The 18,808-nt window shown below is 67.1% G+C and carries 16 protein-coding genes; 14 read left to right on the top strand and 2 right to left on the bottom strand.

Features of this window, described 5'->3' with window-relative positions; all coding sequences use genetic code 11:
• The first annotated feature begins 240 nt into the window (after positions 1-240).
• Complete coding sequence (locus BM013_RS08930; protein WP_093125587.1) at positions 241-690, top strand: OsmC family protein; 450 nt, start codon at positions 241-243, stop codon at positions 688-690.
• A gap of 17 nt (positions 691-707) precedes the next feature.
• Here BM013_RS08930 and coq7 read toward each other — a convergent pair whose 3' ends face one another.
• Complete coding sequence (gene coq7 / locus BM013_RS08925; RefSeq protein WP_093125584.1) at positions 708-1,337, bottom strand: 2-polyprenyl-3-methyl-6-methoxy-1,4-benzoquinone monooxygenase; 630 nt, start codon at positions 1,335-1,337, stop codon at positions 708-710.
• A gap of 281 nt (positions 1,338-1,618) precedes the next feature.
• Between coq7 and BM013_RS08920 the strand changes: the two genes are divergently transcribed.
• The 10 genes from BM013_RS08920 to ygiD all read left to right on the top strand — a co-directional run bounded on the left by BM013_RS08920 (position 1,619) and on the right by ygiD (position 12,791).
• Positions 1,619-2,881, top strand: coding sequence for a porin (locus BM013_RS08920; RefSeq protein ID WP_093125582.1), 1,263 nt, complete (start codon positions 1,619-1,621; stop codon positions 2,879-2,881).
• A gap of 195 nt (positions 2,882-3,076) precedes the next feature.
• On the top strand, positions 3,077-4,057 hold the full coding sequence (locus BM013_RS08915; RefSeq protein WP_093125579.1) for an ABC transporter permease: 981 nt from the start codon (positions 3,077-3,079) through the stop codon (positions 4,055-4,057).
• A gap of 1 nt (position 4,058) precedes the next feature.
• Positions 4,059-5,330 carry a M20 aminoacylase family protein gene (locus BM013_RS08910; protein ID WP_093125577.1) on the top strand — a complete coding sequence of 424 codons (1,272 nt, stop codon included), beginning with the start codon at positions 4,059-4,061 and terminating at the stop codon, positions 5,328-5,330.
• A 31-nt stretch (positions 5,331-5,361) separates the two neighbouring features.
• Positions 5,362-6,948 (top strand): ABC transporter substrate-binding protein, encoded by a 1,587-nt coding sequence (locus BM013_RS08905; protein ID WP_093125574.1) that lies wholly within the window; start codon positions 5,362-5,364, stop codon positions 6,946-6,948.
• 72 nt (positions 6,949-7,020) lie between these two features.
• A complete protein-coding gene (locus BM013_RS08900; protein ID WP_093125572.1) occupies positions 7,021-7,932 on the top strand; it encodes an ABC transporter permease in 912 nt (303 codons plus the stop codon).
• Between the two features lie 22 nt (positions 7,933-7,954).
• Positions 7,955-9,025 carry an ABC transporter ATP-binding protein gene (locus BM013_RS08895; RefSeq protein ID WP_093125569.1) on the top strand — a complete coding sequence of 357 codons (1,071 nt, stop codon included), beginning with the start codon at positions 7,955-7,957 and terminating at the stop codon, positions 9,023-9,025.
• Positions 9,022-10,026 (top strand): ABC transporter ATP-binding protein, encoded by a 1,005-nt coding sequence (locus BM013_RS08890; protein ID WP_093125567.1) that lies wholly within the window; start codon positions 9,022-9,024, stop codon positions 10,024-10,026. The genes BM013_RS08895 and BM013_RS08890 overlap by 4 nt, the downstream gene beginning before the upstream one ends.
• A gap of 94 nt (positions 10,027-10,120) precedes the next feature.
• Positions 10,121-10,300 (top strand): DUF3311 domain-containing protein, encoded by a 180-nt coding sequence (locus BM013_RS08885; RefSeq protein WP_093075954.1) that lies wholly within the window; start codon positions 10,121-10,123, stop codon positions 10,298-10,300.
• Positions 10,300-11,805 carry a monocarboxylate uptake permease MctP gene (gene mctP / locus BM013_RS08880; protein ID WP_093126741.1) on the top strand — a complete coding sequence of 502 codons (1,506 nt, stop codon included), beginning with the start codon at positions 10,300-10,302 and terminating at the stop codon, positions 11,803-11,805. The genes BM013_RS08885 and mctP overlap by 1 nt, the downstream gene beginning before the upstream one ends.
• 71 nt (positions 11,806-11,876) lie before the next feature.
• Positions 11,877-12,791, top strand: coding sequence for a 4,5-DOPA-extradiol-dioxygenase (gene ygiD / locus BM013_RS08875; RefSeq protein WP_256221431.1), 915 nt, complete (start codon positions 11,877-11,879; stop codon positions 12,789-12,791).
• Between the two features lie 31 nt (positions 12,792-12,822).
• On the opposite strand, the gene zwf is transcribed toward ygiD, so the two are convergent.
• A complete protein-coding gene (gene zwf, locus BM013_RS08870; RefSeq protein WP_093125564.1) occupies positions 12,823-14,295 on the bottom strand; it encodes a glucose-6-phosphate dehydrogenase in 1,473 nt (490 codons plus the stop codon).
• A 159-nt stretch (positions 14,296-14,454) separates the two neighbouring features.
• On the opposite strand from zwf, the gene BM013_RS08865 reads away from it, so the two are divergent.
• From BM013_RS08865 to BM013_RS08855, 3 genes are read left to right on the top strand one after another with little or no spacing between them, the layout of a single operon-like run.
• Positions 14,455-15,468 carry an ABC transporter substrate-binding protein gene (locus BM013_RS08865; RefSeq protein ID WP_093125562.1) on the top strand — a complete coding sequence of 338 codons (1,014 nt, stop codon included), beginning with the start codon at positions 14,455-14,457 and terminating at the stop codon, positions 15,466-15,468.
• Positions 15,469-17,739 carry an ABC transporter permease gene (locus BM013_RS08860; RefSeq protein ID WP_093125560.1) on the top strand — a complete coding sequence of 757 codons (2,271 nt, stop codon included), beginning with the start codon at positions 15,469-15,471 and terminating at the stop codon, positions 17,737-17,739. It begins immediately after the preceding gene.
• Complete coding sequence (locus tag BM013_RS08855; protein WP_093125558.1) at positions 17,736-18,803, top strand: ABC transporter ATP-binding protein; 1,068 nt, start codon at positions 17,736-17,738, stop codon at positions 18,801-18,803. The genes BM013_RS08860 and BM013_RS08855 overlap by 4 nt, the downstream gene beginning before the upstream one ends.
• The last annotated feature ends 5 nt before the right edge of the window (positions 18,804-18,808 follow it).

Below are 18,808 nucleotides of genomic sequence, written 5' to 3'. Positions count from 1 at the left end.
GTTTGGCACGGCGCTGCGGGCCGGCGGAAAGAAAAAAGCCCCGAGCTTTGCAGCTCGGGGCTAAATCCACCAATTGGAAGGGTGGAGGAGACAACTGGGTGCGCCCAGTGAAGCGCGCAATGAAATAAAGTATATCGACTGTTTGTTGCGATGCAACAAGCAAGTGATGCTTTTCCCACACACAAACGGATGTTGGCGTGCATTTTTGCCCGGCATCCCTCACTGGAACCCCGAAAAACCATGGAATGCACAGTAAGTTGGACCGGCGACGCCGGCACCCGATCGGCCATGGGCTTCGTTGCCGAGACCGGCAGCGGCCATGTCCTGATGATGGACGGCGCCCCCGACGCCGCCAAGCCCGAGAACGGCGGCCAGAACCTGGCGGCGCGGCCGATGGAAACCGTTCTGGCGGGCACCGGCGGCTGCACGGCCTATGACGTGGTGCTCATATTGAAACGCGGGCGCCATCGCGTGGAGCGTTGCAGCGTCAAGCTGACCAGCGAGCGCGCCGAGAAGGATCCCAAGGTCTTCACGAAGATCCACATGCACTTCACGGTGGCCGGCAAGGGCATCCCCGCGTCCGCAGTGGAGCGCGCCGTCGCGCTGAGCCACGAAACCTACTGCTCCGCGAGCATCATGCTGGCAAAAACGGCGGAGATCACGACCAGTTTCGAGCTGATCGAGACCTGAAGAGGTAATTTGAGCGCCTAGATGCGGTGCGCCACCGTCGTCATGACACGGGAGGCCACGCGCATCAAAGCCTTTGCGGGGGCGGGCAACTCCGCGGCGCCGGCGTCGACGGCCTGGGACGCATGGCGCGCCTCGTCGAGCTTCATCTGCTCGACCACGGCCCTGGAAGCGCTGTCCGCGGGCGGCAGGCGGTCCAGATGGCTTTCCAGATGAGCCTCCACCTGGCGCTCGGTCTCGGCCACGAAGCCCAGGCTCAGCGGGTCGCCGAGCCGTCCCGCAACCAGGCCGAGGCCGAAGGCGCCGGCATACCAGAGCGGATTCAGCACCGACGGCCGAGCGCCCAACTCGTCGAGTCGCTGGCGGGTCCAGGCCAGATGGTCCGTTTCCTCATGCGCAGCCTCGATGAAGTGCGCCCGCAGCGACGGATCCCGCGTGACGGCGGCCTGGGCCGTGTAAAGCGCCTGGGCGCATACCTCGCCGACATGGTTCACACGCATCAAGGCGCCAGCCTCGCGGCGCTCCGTTTCGCTCATCTCGCCAGGGGCCTGCGAGGGCGGCGGCATCGCGCGGGTTGCGTGAGGACGGGCAAAAAGCGTGCGCAGGGCTGAGTCCGCTGCGGTCAGGACAGGGTCGAACAAGGACGTCATCCGTCTATTTGAACGCACACGCGAAATGACCTGCTTGAGAAGCGTCATATTTCACATGGCGGCAAAAAGGACGGTCCAAGACCTTTGTTGCAGACGTGCAACGAAACGCGCAGGCCAGCCAACTTTTCGGGCGATTTGTTTTGCCCTGCCGCAGCGGCTCTGGTGCAATAGCAACAACTTCCCAAAAGGAGGTTGGCCCGGGGTCCGGTGGGAGCACTAAGTGCCAGTCACAGTGAGCCCTTCGCACCGGAGCCCTATGTTTAACCTTGGAGAAACTTGCAATGAAAAAATCTCTAGTTGCTCTGGCTACCCTGGCAGTTGCCGGTGTTGCCTCGGCTCAGTCGTCCGTCACTCTGTTTGGTGTGGTCGACGCGTCGATCAGCGGCTACTCGAACACCGCCCGCGACAACCGCGCGACCGTGTTCCCCAACGCTTTCGGTATCCCCACGTACCTGAACCAAGGTTCGGTGAAGACCAGCCGTCGCGAACTGGCTAACTCGGGTTACAACTCGAGCCGCCTGGGCTTCCGTGGTACGGAAGACCTCGGTGGTGGCCTGGCTGCCAGCTTCTGGCTCGAAGCCCCGATCTCCAACGACGACGGCCAACAAGGTATCGCGACGTTCGCTCGTCGTTCGACCGTGAGCCTGTCGGGTGGTTTCGGTGAAGTCCGCCTGGGTCGTGACTACACCCCGACGTTCTGGAACGACACCGTGTTCGATCCGTTCGGCACCAACGGCGTTGGCACCAACCTGATCTCGACGGCTAACACCGGCTTCGGCGGCTTCGGTACCCCCGCAGCTTCGACCGGCGCTTTCACCAACGTTGGCTCCAGCAACTACGTTCGCGCCAGCAACACCATCGGCTACTTCCTGCCGCCGAACCTGGGCGGCTTCTACGGCCAGTTCCAGTACGGCATGGCTGAGAAGACCAAGTACGACAACGGCATCTTCACGCCTGCTACGGCTAACACGCAGCGTCAAGGCCGTTACATCGGTGGTCGCTTCGGCTACGCCAACGGTCCTCTGGACGTTGCGCTGGCTTATGGCAGCAGCACCGTTGGCGACGACTACTACGCTGGCACGACCACCAAGGTCAACACGCTGAACCTCGGCGCTTCGTATGACTTCGGTCCCGTGAAGCTGTTCGGTGAACTGTCGAAGGCCAAGAACAAGATCGACTACGAAGTGACGCCGGTTCTGGGCGGCCGTCCTGACGTCGACCTGACCGGTTACCTGCTCGGCGTGACCGTGCCGGTCGGTGCTGGCCTGATCCGCGCTTCGTGGTCGCACGTCAAGTACGACACCAACACGCCTGCAACGCTGTTCGCTGTGAACACGCCGGATCCCAAGGCTAACAAGATCGCTCTGGGCTACGTGCACAACCTGTCGAAGCGCACGGCTCTGTACGCAACGATCGCTCGTATCTCCAACAAGAACGGCGCTGGCCTGACTGTTGGCGGCCCGGCTTTCTACAACAACGCAGCTGGCGCCTTCACCCCGAAGAGCTCCACCGGCTACGACTTCGGCATCCGTCACGCTTTCTAATTTGACGCTGGCGTAAGCCAGCTTCGAATCAAAAGCTCGAAAGCCACTCGACGAAAGTCGAGTGGCTTTTTTTCGTTCTGGCGCAGCCGTCTTCTGCAGTGTTGGCAAAGAGCACCAACCGTGTGCACCCCCGGGGAACCCCCGTGCAGGCACGTACCTTGCACTGCTAGCATGACCGTTCACTTTTGTCGCTGAATGATTGCCTTTGTACTGCGCCGCCTGATCCAGGCCGTGATCGTGATGGTCGCGGTTGCGTTCATCGCCTTCCTCCTTTTCCAATACGTCGGTGACCCGGTCGTGTTCCTGCTGGGGCAGGACGCCAAGCCCGAGCAGATCCGCGAACTGCGCGCCTCATTGGGGCTCGACCAACCCTTCTTCGTGCAGTTCTGGCACTTCCTGGTGAATGCCGCACAAGGTGAGTTCGGATTGAGCCTGCGCCAGGGTGCCAAGGTGTCGCGGCTGATCGGCGAGCGCTTCCCCGCCACGCTCGAACTCGCGCTCGTGGCTGCCGCGCTGGCGCTGTTCATCGGCATCCCGATGGGCGTGTACACCGCGCTGCGCCGCGGCACCTTCATGAGCCAGGTGTTCATGACTGTGTCGTTGCTCGGCGTGTCGCTGCCGACCTTCCTGATCGGCATCTTGCTGATCCTGATCTTCGCCGTGCTGCTGGGCTGGTTCCCGAGCTTCGGGCGCGGCGAAACGGTGCAGCTCGGCTGGTGGAGCAGCGGGCTGTTCCGCGTCGACGGCTGGCACCACATCGTGCTGCCGGCGGTGACGCTGGCGATCTTCCAGCTCACGCTCATCATGCGGCTGGTGCGTGCCGAGATGCTCGAGGTGCTGCGCACCGACTACATCAAGTTCGCGCGCGCACGCGGCCTGTCGAACCGCGCGATCCATTTCGGCCACGCGCTCAAGAACACGCTGGTGCCCGTGATGACGATCACCGGCCTGCAGCTCGGCGGCCTGATCGCCTTTGCCATCATCACCGAGTCGGTGTTCCAGTGGCCCGGCATGGGCCTGCTGTTCATCCAGGCCGTGACCTTCGCCGACATCCCGGTGATGGCCGCCTACCTGTGCCTCATTGCCTTGATCTTCGTGGTGATCAACCTCGTGGTCGACCTGCTGTACTTCGTGGTCGATCCGCGTCTTCGCGTGGGCAAGGCGGGAGGGCATTGACATGATGGCGACGACATCCGAGGCGCCACGCCTCAAGGCGTCCGGCCGCGCGTTCGCGCACATCGCCGGCTTCTATCCGGAGATCGAGGCCTTCCGCCGCGACCTGCACGCGCACCCCGAGCTCGGCTTCGAGGAGGTGTACACCTCCTCGCGCGTGCGCGAAGCGCTGCGCGCCTGCGGCGTGGACGAGATCCATGAAGGCATCGGCAAGACCGGCGTGGTCGGCGTGATCCGCGGCAGGTCGGTGGCCAGCGGCCGCATGATCGGCCTGCGCGCCGACATGGACGCGCTGCCCATGCGCGAGGACAACGACTTCGGCTGGCGCTCCGCCAGCGACGGCCTCATGCACGGCTGCGGCCACGACGGCCACACCGCCATGCTGGTGGGCGCCGCGCGCTACCTGGCCGAAACCCGTGACTTCGACGGCACCGCGGTGCTGATCTTCCAGCCCGGCGAAGAAGGCTTCGCCGGCGCGCGCGTGATGATCGAGGACGGCCTCTTCGACCGCTTCCCGGTGCAGTCGGTCTACGCCATGCACAACTGGCCCGCCATGCCGGCCGGCACCGTGGGCATCAACCGCGGCGCCATGATGGCCGCGGCCGACCGCATCACGATCCACATCAAGGGCAAGGGCGGCCACGGCGCGCACGCGTACCAGACCGTCGACCCCGTGATCGTCGCGGCGCACATCATCACCGCCGTGCAGACCATCGTCTCACGCAACGTGCGCCCGATCGACGCGGCCGTCATCAGCATCTGCGCGATGCAGGCCGGCGACCTCGGCGCGATGAGCGTGATCCCCGGCGAGGCCACGCTGGTCGGCACCGTGCGCACCTTCAGCGCGCGCGTGCAGGCGCAGGTCGAGCAGCGGCTGAACGAGCTGTGCGCGGCCATCGCCTCGGGTTTCGGCGCCACCGCCAGCATCCACTACGAGCGCATCTACCCCGCCACCATCAACACCGCGCCCGAGGCCATGTTCGCGGCCGACGTGGCCGAATCGCTGGTGGGTGCGAAGAACGTCGACCGCAGCATGGAGCCCAGCATGGGCGCGGAAGACTTCTCCTTCATGCTGCAGAAGAAGGCCGGTGCCTACCTGCGCATCGGCCAGAACGTGCACAACGGCGCCTACTTGCACAACAGCCGCTACGACTTCAACGACGAGATCCTGCCGCTCGGCGCCGCGCTGCATGCCGGCCTGGTCGAGCAGGGCATGCCGCTTGCCGCTACCCGCGGTGCGCAGCCAGGGAAAGCAGCCGCCACCGCGGCGATGTGATTTGTTCGATTCCAACCCGAGGAGTGTTCCCATGAGTTTCCAGAAGAATGTGGCTGCGGCCGCCGTTTTGTGCGCATTGAGCGCCATCAGCATGGTTGCCGGCGCGCAGACCATCCGCGTTGCGAACCAGGGGGATGCGCTGTCGCTCGACCCGCACTCGCTCAACGAGTCGCTGCAGCTGAGCACCACCGCCAACGTGTATGAAACCCTGGTCGGGCGCAACAAGGACCTGAGCGTCGCGCCGCTGCTGGCCACCAGCTGGAAGCAGACCTCGCCCACGGTGTGGCGCTTCGAGCTGCGCAAGAACGTGCAGTTCCACGACGGCACGCCGTTCACGGCCGACGACGTTCTCTTCAGCTTCGCGCGTGCCTCGGGCGAAGGCTCGGACATGAAGTCGAACACCACCGACATCAAGGAAGTGCGCAAGGTCGACTCGCACACCATCGAGATCGAGACCAAGGGTCCGTTCCCGATCCTGCCCGACGTGATCACGCAGCTCATGATCATGAGCAAGAAGTGGTGCGAGGAAAACAAGGCCGTCACTCCCGTGGACCGCCGCAAGGGCATCGAGAACACCGCCTCGTTCAAGGCCAACGGCACCGGCCCGTACCGCGTGCGCGAGCGCCAGCCGAACGTGCGCACCGTGTTCACGCGCAACCCGACCTACTGGGGCAAGATCGAAGGCAACGCGCAGGAGATCATCTTCACGCCCATCGCCAACCCCGCCACGCGCGTCGCCGCGCTGATCTCGGGCGAAGTCGACGTGATGGAACCCGTGCCGGTGCAGGACATCGCGCGCGTCAACGCCAGCCCCACGGCCCGCGTCATCGCCGGCCCCGAGCTGCGCACCATCTTCCTGGGCATGGACCAGAAGCGCGACGAGCTGCTCTACTCCAGCGTGAAGGGCAAGAACCCGTTCAAGGACAAGCGCGTGCGCCAGGCCTTCTACCAGGCCATCGACATCGTCGGCATCCAGCGCACCGTGATGCGCGGCGCCTCGCGCCCGACCGCGCTGATGGTCGGCCCCGGCATCAACGGCTGGAACGAAGCGCAGGACAAGCGCCTGCCGCTGGACGTCGAAGGCGCCAAGAAGCTGCTGGCCGACGCCGGCTACCCGAACGGCTTCGAAGTCACCATGAACTGTCCGAACGACCGCTACGTGAACGACGGCCAGATCTGCCAGAGCGTTGCGTCGAACCTGGCGAAGATCGGCGTCAAGATCAACCTCGCGGCCGAGACCAAGGGCACCTACTTCCCGAAGGTGCTGCGCCGCGACACCAGCTTCTACATGCTGGGCTGGACCCCGACCACCTACGACTCGCACAACGCGCTGACCGCGCTGATGGCCTGCCCGGACGACAAGACCGGCGCCGGCCAGTTCAACCTGGGCGCGTACTGCAATCCGAAGGTCGACGAGCTGACCAAGAAGATCCAGTCGGAAACCGACAAGCCCAAGCGCGACGCGATGATCAAGGAAGCCTTCGACCTCCACACCGCCGACATCGGCCACCTGCCGTTGCACCAGCAGACGCTGGCCTGGGGCGTCAGCAAGAAGGTGTCGCTCACGCAGATGGCCGACAACTACATGCCCTTCAAGTGGATGAGCATCAAGCCGTAAGACAGCGGGCCGCTCGCGCGGCGGCCTGACCATGGGCCCGCTTCTTGCGGGCCCATTCCTTTTTGCCTCACGATGAAAAAAACACTAGCCCGTTGGCTCGACAGCGATGTCGGCTACAGCTTCCGAACCTCGCCCGTGGCCATCGCGGCGGCGCTCATCGCGCTGGTCTGCGTGGTCTGCGCGCTGTTCGCCGGCTGGGTCTCTCCGCACAATCCCTTCGACCTCGCGGCGCTCGAACTGAACGACGCGCGGCTGCCGCCGGCATGGACCGCCGAAGGCACTTCCAAATACCTGCTGGGCACCGACGACCAGGGCCGCGACATTCTCTCGGCCGTGATCTACGGCGCGCGCATCTCGCTGATCGTCGGCCTCGTGTCGGTGGCGCTGTCGCTCGCCGTCGGCGTGGTGCTGGGCCTGCTGGCCGGCTTCTTCGGCGGCTGGCTCGACTCGTTCCTCATGCGCGTGTGCGACGTGATGCTGTCGTTCCCGCCCATCCTGGTGGCGCTGCTGATCTCCGGCGTCGGCCGCGCGCTGTTCCCGGGCGCGCACGAGTCGCTGGCCTTCGGCGTGCTGATCATCTCCATCTCGCTGACCGGCTGGGTGCAGTACGCACGCACGGTGCGCGGCTCCACGCTGGTGGAGCGCAACAAGGAATACGTGCAGGCCGCGCGCGTCACCGGCGTGGCGCCGATGCGCATCATGCTGCGCCACGTGCTGCCCAACGTGATGGGGCCGGTGATGGTGCTGGCCACGATCCAGGTGGCCACGGCCATCATCACCGAGGCCACGCTGTCGTTCCTCGGTGTCGGCGTGCCGCCCACGTCGCCCTCGCTGGGCACGCTCATCAGTATCGGCAACCAGTACCTGTTCTCGGGCGAATGGTGGATCACGGTGTTCCCGGGCCTGATGCTGGTGCTGATCGCACTCAGCGTGAACCTGCTCGGCGACTGGCTGCGCGACGCGCTCAACCCGCGCCTGCGCTGAAGAGAAAAAGGAGAACGCCACCATGACGCTGCTCCAGGTCAAGGACCTCGTCGTCGAGTTTCCGCACCGCCGCGGCACGCTGCGTGCGCTCGACCGCATCTCGTTCGACATCGCGCCCGGGGAAATCCTCGGCGTGGTGGGCGAGTCGGGCGCCGGCAAGTCGCTCACGGGCGCGGCCATCATCGGCCTGCTCGAACCGCCGGGCCGCGTGGCCAGCGGCGAGATCGTGCTCGACGGCCAGCGCATCGACAACCTCGGCTTCGAGGCGATGCGGCCCATTCGCGGTCGCAAGATCGGCGCGATCTTCCAGGATCCGCTGACCTCGCTGAACCCGCTCTACACCGTCGGCCAGCAGCTGGTGGAGACCATCCGCACGCACCTGCCGGTGACCGATTCGCAGGCGCGCAAGCGCGCCATCGGCCTGCTGCAGGACACCGGCATTCCGGCCGCCGAGCAGCGCATCGACCACTTCCCGCACCAGTTCTCCGGCGGCATGCGCCAGCGCGTGGTGATCGCGCTGGCGCTGGCGGCGGAGCCCAAGCTCATCGTGGCCGACGAGCCGACCACCGCGCTCGACGTGTCGATCCAGGCGCAGATCATCCAGCTGCTCAAGCGCATCTGCAAGGAGCGCGGCGCGGCGGTGATGCTCATCACGCACGACATGGGCGTGATCGCCGAGACCTGCGACCGCGTGGCCGTGATGTACGCGGGCCGCATCGCCGAGATCGGCCCGGTGCACGAGGTGATCCACCAGCCCGCGCACCCCTACACGTCGGGCCTGATGGCCTCCATACCCGACATGACGGTCGACCGCGAGCAGCTCAACCAGATCGACGGCGCCATGCCCCGGCTGAACGCCATTCCGCCCGGCTGCGCCTACAACCCGCGCTGCCCGCGCACCTTCGCGCGCTGCCTGAGCGAGCGGCCCGAGCTCATGCATGCCGGCGCCACGCGCGCGGCCTGCTGGCTGCACGACGCCGCCGATCCGCACCTCGGCCAGGCCGAGATCGCCGCCAGGCACCACGACGCGCTCGCCGCCGGTGAACGCGCAACGCCCGAAGCGGCCGAACCCCTGAGCGAGGTGACGCGATGAGCGCCGCGATCGAACCCCTTGTCGTCGCGCACGACCTCGCGCGCACTTTCGACGTGTCGCCGCCCTGGCTCAACCGCGTGCTCGAACGCAAGCCGCGCGTGCTGCTGCATGCGGTCGACGGCGTGAGCTTTTCCATCGAGCGCGGCAAGACGCTGGCGCTGGTGGGCGAATCGGGCTGCGGCAAGAGCACCGTGGCGCGGCTGCTGGTGGGCCTGTATGCGCCCACGCGCGGCGGCCTGCAGTTCGACGGGCAGGACGCGCACGCCGCGTTCAAGACGCCTGAAGGCCGCAAGCTGCGCCGGCGCATCCAGATGATCTTCCAGGACCCGTACGCGAGCCTGAACCCGCGCTGGATCGTGGAAGACATCATCGGCGAGCCGCTGCGCGAGCACGACATCCTGAGCGACAAGGCCGCGCTGCGCGAGCGCGTGGGCGAGCTGCTGAAGTCGGTCGGCCTCTCGCCGCTGGACATGAGCAAGTACCCGCACCAGTTCTCGGGCGGCCAGCGCCAGCGCATCTCCATTGCGCGCGCGCTCGCCACGCAGCCCGAGTTCCTGGTGTGCGACGAGCCCACCTCGGCGCTCGACGTGAGCGTGCAGGCGCAGGTGCTCAACATCATGAAGGACCTGCAGCGCGAGCAGGGCCTGACCTATCTCTTCATCTCGCACAACCTCGCGGTGGTGCGCCATGTGGCCGACCAGGTCGGCGTGATGTACCTGGGCCGCCTGGTCGAGGTGGCGGACAAGCAGAAGCTGTTCGCCGAGCCGCAGCACCCGTACACGCGCATGCTGCTGGACGCCATTCCGCAGATGAAGCACACCGGCCGTGCGCGCACGCCGGTGCAGGGCGAGGTGCCCAACCCGCTGAACCCGCCCACGGGCTGCGCCTTCCACCCGCGCTGCCCGCATGCCAATGCGCGCTGCTCGGCGGAACGCCCGAAGCTGCTGAGCATCAAGGGCGTGCAGGTGGCCTGCCACGCGGCCGAGGAGGGCCGCATCTAGCACCGCACCCTATTTCCGGGTCGGCGCCGCGTGTTCGGCTTCAGGTCTATAACCCCTTGGTGCTTTCGCAAAATCACACCAAGGAGAACAGCACATGTGGGCCTTGCTCTTGTTGCCCTTCATCGGGCTTCTGTGGCTGCCGTTCTACAACAGCCCGTTGCCCGAGCTGTTCGGCTTCCCGTTCTTCTATTGGTACCAGCTCCTGTGGGTCCCGATCACGGCACTGCTGATCTGGATCGTCTACCGCAGCGGGTATGAAGAGGGAGACGAATGATGGCCGGCCAGATCAACTGGACCGCGCTGTCGGTCTTCGTCTTCTTCTTCCTGCTGGTCACCGTGATGGGCTTCTGGGCCTCGCGCTGGCAAAGCGGCGGCGCGCAGAGCAAGGGCGCCCACCTCGACGAATGGGGCCTGGGCGGGCGCAACTTCGGCACCTGGATCACCTGGTTCCTGGTGGGCGGCGACTTCTACACCGCCTACACGGTGATCGCCGTGCCCGCGCTGGTGTACGCCGTGGGCGCCTACGGCTTCTTCGCGCTGCCGTACACCATCCTCGTGTACCCGATCGTCTTCATCATCATGCCCAAGCTCTGGCACGCGGCCCACAAGGCCGGGCACGTGACGGCGGCCGACGTGGTGTACGGGCGCTACGGCTCACGCGCGCTGGAGCTGGCCATCGCGGTGACGGGCGTGGTCGCCACCATGCCGTACATCGCGCTGCAGCTGGTGGGCATGGAGGTGGTCATCAAGGCGCTGGGGCTCACGGGAGAGCTGCCGCTGGCGGCGGCCTTCGTGATTTTGGCGCTGTACACCTACTCGGCGGGCCTGCGCGCCCCGGCGCTCATTGCGTTCGTGAAGGACCTGATGATCTACATCGTGGTGCTGGTGGCGGTGGTGCTGGTGCCCATGAAGCTGGGCGGCTACGCCAGCGTGTTCCATGCGGCCGGCGATGCCTTCGCGGCCAAGGGCGGCGCCACCGGGCTCACGCTCAAGCCGGCGCAGTACCTGCCGTACGCCAGCCTGGCGCTGGGCTCGGCGCTCGCGGCCTTCATGTACCCGCACACGCTCACCGGCATCTTCGCGGCCAGGAGCGCCAACACCATCCGCAAGAACGCCGTCTTCCTGCCGGCCTACACGGTGCTGCTGGGGCTCATCGCGCTGCTGGGCTACATGGCCTACGCCGCCAAGCTCACGGTGAAGAGCAACAACGACGTGGTGCCGGCGCTGTTCAACGCACTGTTCCCCTCGTGGTTCGCGGGCTTCGCGTTCGCGGCCATCGCCATCGGCGCGCTGGTGCCGGCGGCGGTGATGTCGATCGGCGCGGCCAACCTGTTCACGCGCAACTTCTGGAAGGCCTACGTGAAGCCCGACGTCACGCCCGCGGGCGAGGCCAAGGTCGCGAAGATCGTGTCGCTGGTGGTCAAGCTGGGGGCGCTGGTGTTCATCCTGTTCCTGCCCACGCAGTTCGCGCTCGACCTGCAGCTGCTGGGCGGCCTGTGGATCCTGCAGACCTTCCCGTCGGTGGTGTTCGGCCTGTTCTTCGGCTGGTTCCGCGCGCCCGCGCTGCTCACGGGCTGGGCCGTGGGGCTGGTCGGCGGCAGTTGGCTGGCGTTCTCGGACGGCATCAAGCCGGTGCACACCTTCGTGATCGGCGGCGACAGCTACACGCTCTACACCGGGCTGACCGCGCTGGTGCTCAACATCGTGGTGGCGGTGCTGGTGCAGCTGGTGGTCAAGGGCGGTCCGCTGCGCGAGGCGCCGGTGTTCGCGAGGAAATGAGCCACTTCTGAAAAAGTGTGCGCAAAGGCACCGCCTTGCGCTGAAAACTGTTGCAGAGTGCCGCCATGCCAATGACGACCACTCTCGCCACTTCCGAACTGGGCCGCCGCGGCTTCCTGATGGGCACCGCCCTGGGCGCGACCGCGGTGCTTGCTTCGCTGGCCTGTACGGTGCAGACCGCCGGTGCGGCAACGGCCGGAGGTTCGCGGCGCATGCCGGTCGTCTTCATCGGCCACGGCACGCCGATGAACGCCATCAGCGACAACGCCTTCACCCGCCGGCTCTCCGCCTGGGGCCGCGAGCTGCCGCGGCCCACGGCCATCCTCAGCGTGTCGGCGCACTGGCTCAGCCGGGGCGCCACCGGCGTCGGCGTGCAGCCGAACCCGAAGACCATCCACGATTTCGGCGGCTTCCCGCAGGCGCTGTTCGACGTCGAATACCCCGTGCCCGGCCACCCGGCGCTGGCCCGCGAAACCGTGGGTGCGGTGAAGCAATCGCCCGTGATCGCCACCGACCAGTGGGGCCTCGACCATGGCACGTGGTCGGTGCTCAAGCACCTCTACCCCAAGGCCGACGTGCCGGTGTTCCAGCTCAGCATCGACTACGACAAGCCCGCCGCCTTCCACTACGCCGTGGGGCGCGACCTGGCCGCGTTGCGCGACAAGGGCGTGCTGGTGATGGGCAGCGGGAATGTGGTGCACAACCTGCGCGCCACCGACCGCGGCACGCCCGACGGGCCGAGCGCGAGCCGGCCGTGGGCGCAGTCCTTCGACGATGCGGTGAAGTCCGCGCTGGCGGGGCGCGACGACCGGGCGCTGGTCGACTACACCAAGCTGGAAGGGGCGGCCACCGCGGTGGCGATGCCCGACCATTACTACCCGTTCCTCTATGCCCTCGGCGCCGCCGGCAGCGGCGAGCGCGCGAAGACGGTCTACGAAGGCTTCCAGTCGGGCACGCTCAGCATGCGTTGCCTCCAGTTCGGCTGAACGGCCTCGCTGAACGGCGGCCCTGCCACGCTTACTGCTCCTCGCCCCAGGCGAAGCCGTCGCGCGCAATCATCGCGCTCGACGCGCTCGGGCCCCAGGTGCCCGCCGCATAGGGACGCGGGCCGCCGTCCGATTCCCAGCTGTCGATCAGCGGCTCCACCCAGCGCCATGCCTCTTCCTGCTCGTCGCTGCGCACGAACAGGTTGAGGCGCCCGTCGATCACGTCGAGCAGCAAGCGCTCGTAGGCGCCCACGCGTTCCGAGCCGAAGCGCTTGTCGAAGTCCAGGTCGAGCTGCACGGGTGCCAGTTGCGTAGCCGCGCTCTGCGTGCCGTTGGAGCGCTGGCGGTTGTCCTGTGCCTGCGCGAGCATGTGCAGCTCCAGGCCGTCCTTGGGTTGCAGGTTGATCACCAGCTTGTTGACGTTGCCGGCCGGCGCGCGGTAGATGGCATGCGGCGTCGGCCTGAAGTTGACCTCGATGCGCGCGTCGCGCGAGGCCAGCCGCTTGCCGGTGCGGATGTAGAAGGGCACGCCGGCCCAGCGCCAGTTGGCGATTTCGGTGCGCAGCGCCACGAAGGTCTCGGTGCGGCTGTCTGGCGGCACGCCGGCCTCGTCGCGGTAGCCCGGCACGCGCTCGCCGTAGGCCGTGCCGGCCGTGTACTGGCCGCGCACCGCATGCAGGCTCAGGCTTTCCGCCGTCCAGGGCTTCAGCGCGCGCAGCACCTTGAGCTTTTCGTCGCGGATGGCGTCCGCGTGCGCGTTGATCGGCGGCTCCATGGCCACCGCGCACAGCAGTTGCAGCGCGTGGTTCTGCACCATGTCGCGCAGCGCGCCGGTCTGGTCGTAGAAGGCGCCGCGTTTTTCCACGCCGAGGTCTTCGGCGATGGTGATCTGGATGTTGGCGATGTGCTCGCGGCGCCAGATGGGTTCGAACAGCGCATTGCCGAAGCGCATGGCGAACAGGTTCTGCACCGAAGGCTTGCCCAGGTAGTGGTCGATGCGAAAGACCTGCTTCTCTTCGAGCACCTTGCTCACGGCCGCATTGATGGCGCGGTTGGAGGCCAGGTCGTGGCCCAGCGGTTTTTCCAGCACGATGCGCGTGCTCGGCCCGTTCAGGCCGGCCGCGGCGATCTGCTCGACCACCTGCGTGAAGAGCGCGGGCGCGGTCGCCACGTACATCACCACGGTCTTGGCGTCGCGCTGCTTGAGCAGCTCGGACAGCCGGGCGTAGTCGTCGGGCTTGGACAGGTCCATGCGCAGGTAGTGCAGCATGGAGGCGAACTTCTTGAACTCTTCCGGCGAGGGCCGCTTGGAACCCTCGACTGCGCTGAAGCGCGACTGGATGAGCTCGCGGTACTGGTCGTCGGAGTGATCGTCCCGTGCCACCCCGATGATGCGACCGTCTTGCGGGAGGCTGCCGTGCCGGAATGCCTGGAACAGCGCGGGCATCAGCTTGCGCCACGCGAGGTCGCCAGTACCGCCGAACAGAACGAGATCGAAGCTCATGAGAAAACTTTCCTTTGTCTGAGTGCGAGCAGGCCCTACGCCACAGGTGCGGCATACGCCAGCCGCGATGGTACTTGTACCGATTCGGCAGACCTGTACTAAAGCTACGCTGCCATGAGGCCGCAAGGCCTTTTTTTATTCCCGAGGCGGAGATACACAATGAAGAGCAAGATTTTTACCGCAGCCGCGCTGCTCGGCCTGTCGGCCGCGGCCTCGGCCCAGACCGTCAACGTGATCTGCTCGGTGCAGGCCGAGTGGTGCAACGTGATCTCCACCGTCTACGCGCGCACCACCGGCGTTCGCATCAACATGTCGCTCAAGGGGTCCGGCGAGGCGCTGGCCCAGTTGATCGCCGAGAAGGACAACCCCAAGACCGACGTGTGGTTCGGCGGCACCGGCGACCCGCACCTGCAGGCGGCCGAGCAGGGCCTCACGCTCGAATACAAGTCGCCCACGCTGTCGCAGCTGCACCCCTGGGCGCAGCAGCAGGCCAAACAGTCGGGCTACAAGACCGTCGGCATCTATTCGGGCCCGCTGGGCTTCGGCTACAACCCCGAGCTGCTCGCCAAGAAGAAGCTGCCCGTGCCCAAGACCTGGGGCGACCTGCTCAAGCCCGAGTACAAGGGCGACATCCAGGTGGCCAACCCCGCATCGAGCGGCACGGCCTACACCATGATCGCCACGCTGGTTCAGATGATGGGCGAGGACAAGGCCTTCGACTACCTCAAGGCGCTGCACAAGAATGTCGGCCAGTACACCCGCTCGGGCACCGGCCCGATCAAGGCGGTGGCGCGCGGCGAAACGGCCGTGTCCATCAGCTTCGTGCATGACGGCCCCGGCGAGAAGATGCAGGGCTTCCCGGTGGAGACCATCACGCCGAGCGACGGCACCGGTGCCGAGATCGGCTCCATGAGCATCATCAAGGGCGCGCGCAACCTCGAGGCCGCCAAGAAGTTCTACGAATGGGCGCTCACGCCCGGCGCGCAGGAACTGGGCGCGGCCAACAAGCAGTTCCAGCTGCCGAGCAACGTGAACGCCAAGCTCGACCCGCGCATTCCCGACTTCAAGAAGATCAAGTTCATCGACTACGACTACGCCAAGTACGGTGCCAGCGCCGAGCGCCGCCGCCTGATCGCGCGCTGGGAAAAAGACGTCAATTCGCTGCCGCGCTAAGTGGAAGCGCGCTTCAACGAAGGCGCGCCGGTCAACCCGGCGTCGCTGGCCGCGGCCCGGCGCTCGCAGCGCTGGATCCGGGCGTGGGTCGTGCTGGGCCTGGCGGCGTATGTGCTGCTGCCCTGGTACGCGATCCAGGACGCGACCTGGTACGAAGCCGTTCCGCAGGTCTTCGGCCGGGCGGAGGGCGCCAACGGCCTGATGCAGGCCGCCACGCAGGGGCGCGGCTGGCTCTTCATCGGGCTGGCGGGGCTGCTGCTGTGCGCCGTGGGCGCATGGCTGCCGGCGGGCAAGGCGCAGGGGCGCTGGCTGCTGGCGGGCGGTGCCGCCGGTGCCATCGGGCTGGCGGTCGCCGGCTTCACCATCGGCGCCAAGGGCTGGAGCTTCGCGGCGCTGAACATGCAATTCGGCGAACTGGCCGTCAACCAGTTCGGCATTGGCGCGGGCGGCTTCGTGGCGCTCACCGCGCTGGTGCTGCTGGCGGCCTTCGGCATGGCACGGCTCGGGCTCTTCAAGGGCGACCTGTTCGTGTCCGCCGCGGTCGTCGGCTGCGGCGTGCTGATGGCGCTGTTCATCGCCTATCCGGTCAGCAAGGCGCTGGCCGGCGCGTTCTTCGACGAAGACGGGCAGTGGTCGATCACCGCCTTCGTCGCCCGCGTGTTCACCGAGCGCATCTGGGGCGTGGGTTGCCTGAGCGGCGGCGTGCGTTGCGGCGTGGCCTGGAACACGCTGGTGCTGGCGCTGCTCACGGCCGCCGGTACCACCTTCCTGGGCACGCTGATGGCGTTGATGGCCGAGCGCGGCAGCAAGCGCGGGCAGGGCGCGCTGCGGGTGCTTGCGCTGCTGCCGATCATCACGCCGCCCTTCGTGGTCGGCCTGGGCCTGATCCTGCTGTTCGGCCGCGCCGGCGTCGTCAACCAGCTGCTGGAGGGCATGTTCGGCATCGAGCCCACGCGCTGGTTCTACGGCATGCCGGGCGTGCTGGTGGCGCAGCTGTTCGCCTTCACGCCCATTGCCTTCATGATCATGCGCGGCGTGGTGCAGGGCATTGCGCCCAGCCTCGAGGAGGCCGCGCAGATGCTGCGCGCCGACCGGCGCCGCACCTTCCTCACCGTGACGCTGCCGCTGCTCAAGCCGGGGTTGGCCAACGCCTTCCTGGTGGGCTTCATCGAGAGCATTGCCGACTTCGGCAACCCGGTGGTGGTGGGCGGGCAGTTCTCGGTGCTCTCGACCGACATCTTCTTTGCCATCGTCGGCGCGCAGTACGACCAGGGCCGCGCGGCCTCGCTGGCCTGGGTGCTCACGCTCTTCGCGCTGGGCGTGTTCGCGCTGCAGCGCGGCCTGCTGGGCAAGCAGAACTACACCACCGTGAGCGGCAAAGGCGACGCCGGCATCGCCATGGCGCTGCCCGACGGCGTGCGCCGCACCATCTACTGCATCGCCCTGCCGTGGATCGCGTTCACCGCGGTGGTCTACCTGTTCGCGTTCGCGGGCGGCTTCGTGCAGACCTGGGGGCGCGACTACACCTTCACGCTGAACCACTTCAAGAACGCGTTCGCGCTCGAGTGGGGGCAGTTCGGGCTGGTGTGGGCGGGCACGGCGTGGAACTCGCTGATCACCACGCTCAAGCTGGCGGGCATCTCCGCGCCCATCACCGCGGCGCTGGGGCTGCTCATTGCATGGCTCTTGGCGCGCAACGAGTTCAAGGGGCAGGGGCTCTTCGAGTTTGGCGCGCTGCTGGCCTTCGCCATTCCGGGCACGGTGCTGGGCGTGAGCTACATCCTGGCCTTCAACGTGCCGCCGTTCGAGCTCACGGGCACGGGGCTGATCATCGTGCTGTGCTTCATGTTCCGTAACCTGCCTGTGGGCGTGCGCGCCGGCACGGCGGCCTTCAAGCAGCTCGACCGTTCGCTCGACGAGGCCTCGCTGATGCTGCGCGCCTCGACCTCGCAGACGCTCTTCAAGGTGGTGCTGCCGCTGTTGAAGCCGGCGCTGGTGGCCGCGCTGGTCTACAGCTTCGTGCGCGCCATGACCACCGTGAGCGCGGTGATCTTCCTGGTCACGGCCGAGAACGAACTGGCCACCACCTACATCATCGGGCGCGTCGGCAACGGCGACTACGGCATTGCGCTGGCGTACTGCACGGTGCTCATGGTCCTGATGTCGCTGGCCATCGCGCTGGTGCAGTGGGTGGTGGGCGAGCGCAAGCTGGGGCGGCGAGGGGCCGCGCCGCAGCATCAAGGGCATCACAAGATGGAGGGGCTCGCATGAACGGCATCGAATTCCGCAACGTCACCAAGCGCTACGGCGCCGACAAGAACGCGCCGCTGGCCGTCAAGGGCATCAGCTTCGAGGTGCCCGCGGGCACGCTCACCACCATCCTGGGACCTTCGGGCTGCGGCAAGACGACCACGCTGCGCATGATCGCGGGGCTCGAGTCGCCCACCTCGGGCTCGATCTTCATGGGCGGGCGCGACGTCACCACGCTGGGGCCGGCCGAGCGCAACGTCAGCATGATGTTCCAGAGCTATGCGCTGTTCCCGCACATGAACGTGATCGAGAACGTGGGCTACGGCCTGCGCATGAGCGGCGTGAAGAAGGACGAGGCCACCGCCCGTGCGCGCGAGGCGCTGCGCGGCGTGGGCCTGGTCGGCTTCGACGAGCGCTTGCCCAGCGAGCTCTCCGGCGGCCAGCAGCAGCGCGTGGCGCTGGCGCGCGCGCTGGTGCTGGAGCCGGCGGTGCTGCTGTTCGACGAGCCGCTGTCCAACCTCGACGCCCGTCTGCGGCGCGAGATGCGCGAGGAAATTCGCGCGCTGCAGCAGCGGCTGAAGCTCACGGTGGCCTACGTCACGCACGACCAGAGCGAGGCGCTGGCCGTGAGCGACCAGATCATCGTGATGGACCACGGCGTGATCGCCCAGCGCGGCACGCCCGAGCAACTCTACGGGCGGCCCGAGAGCGAGTTCGTGGCCGGCTTCATGGGCGAGGCGACCGTGTTCCCGGCCGTGGCGCAGGCCGACGGCAGCGTGGCGCTCGGCCCGCTGCGCCTGCAGCCGCGCCATGCGGTGGCCCCCGGCTCGGTGAAGGTGGCGGTGCGCCCCGAGGCCTGGCGGATCGGCGCGGCGGGTGCAGACGCGGAGGCGGGTGCCGGCGACGGGCTGCCGGCCACGCTGCGCAAGGCCGCCTACCTCGGCAGCTTCTACGAATACGGCTTCGACACCACCCTGGGGCCGGTCTTCGTGGTGTCGACCGACCTGTCCCGGCCGCTGGCGGCCGGCGCGCAGGCCACGCTCTCGCTGGGAGCCCATGGCGTGAGCGTGGTGCCCGGCCCATGAAACAA

The sequence above is a fragment of the Variovorax sp. OK605 genome, assembly GCF_900115445.1.
Taxonomy (GTDB): Bacteria; Pseudomonadota; Gammaproteobacteria; order Burkholderiales; family Burkholderiaceae_C; genus Variovorax.
Note: the sequence above shows the minus strand (reverse complement) of the source record. Positions and strands in the feature narration are given on the sequence as shown.

Coding starts and splice junctions, on each gene's coding strand:
- BM013_RS08910 (WP_093125577.1), top strand. CDS start 4,059: ATGATGGCGACGACATCCGAGGCGCCACGCCTCAAGGCGTCCGGCCGC.
- BM013_RS08900 (WP_093125572.1), top strand. CDS start 7,021: ATGAAAAAAACACTAGCCCGTTGGCTCGACAGCGATGTCGGCTACAGC.
- BM013_RS08855 (WP_093125558.1), top strand. CDS start 17,736: ATGAACGGCATCGAATTCCGCAACGTCACCAAGCGCTACGGCGCCGAC.
- zwf (WP_093125564.1), bottom strand. CDS start 14,295: ATGAGCTTCGATCTCGTTCTGTTCGGCGGTACTGGCGACCTCGCGTGG.
- BM013_RS08895 (WP_093125569.1), top strand. CDS start 7,955: ATGACGCTGCTCCAGGTCAAGGACCTCGTCGTCGAGTTTCCGCACCGC.
- BM013_RS08885 (WP_093075954.1), top strand. CDS start 10,121: ATGTGGGCCTTGCTCTTGTTGCCCTTCATCGGGCTTCTGTGGCTGCCG.
- BM013_RS08930 (WP_093125587.1), top strand. CDS start 241: ATGGAATGCACAGTAAGTTGGACCGGCGACGCCGGCACCCGATCGGCC.
- BM013_RS08890 (WP_093125567.1), top strand. CDS start 9,022: ATGAGCGCCGCGATCGAACCCCTTGTCGTCGCGCACGACCTCGCGCGC.
- BM013_RS08905 (WP_093125574.1), top strand. CDS start 5,362: ATGAGTTTCCAGAAGAATGTGGCTGCGGCCGCCGTTTTGTGCGCATTG.
- BM013_RS08920 (WP_093125582.1), top strand. CDS start 1,619: ATGAAAAAATCTCTAGTTGCTCTGGCTACCCTGGCAGTTGCCGGTGTT.
- mctP (WP_093126741.1), top strand. CDS start 10,300: ATGGCCGGCCAGATCAACTGGACCGCGCTGTCGGTCTTCGTCTTCTTC.
- ygiD (WP_256221431.1), top strand. CDS start 11,877: ATGACGACCACTCTCGCCACTTCCGAACTGGGCCGCCGCGGCTTCCTG.
- BM013_RS08915 (WP_093125579.1), top strand. CDS start 3,077: ATGATTGCCTTTGTACTGCGCCGCCTGATCCAGGCCGTGATCGTGATG.
- BM013_RS08865 (WP_093125562.1), top strand. CDS start 14,455: ATGAAGAGCAAGATTTTTACCGCAGCCGCGCTGCTCGGCCTGTCGGCC.
- coq7 (WP_093125584.1), bottom strand. CDS start 1,337: ATGACGTCCTTGTTCGACCCTGTCCTGACCGCAGCGGACTCAGCCCTG.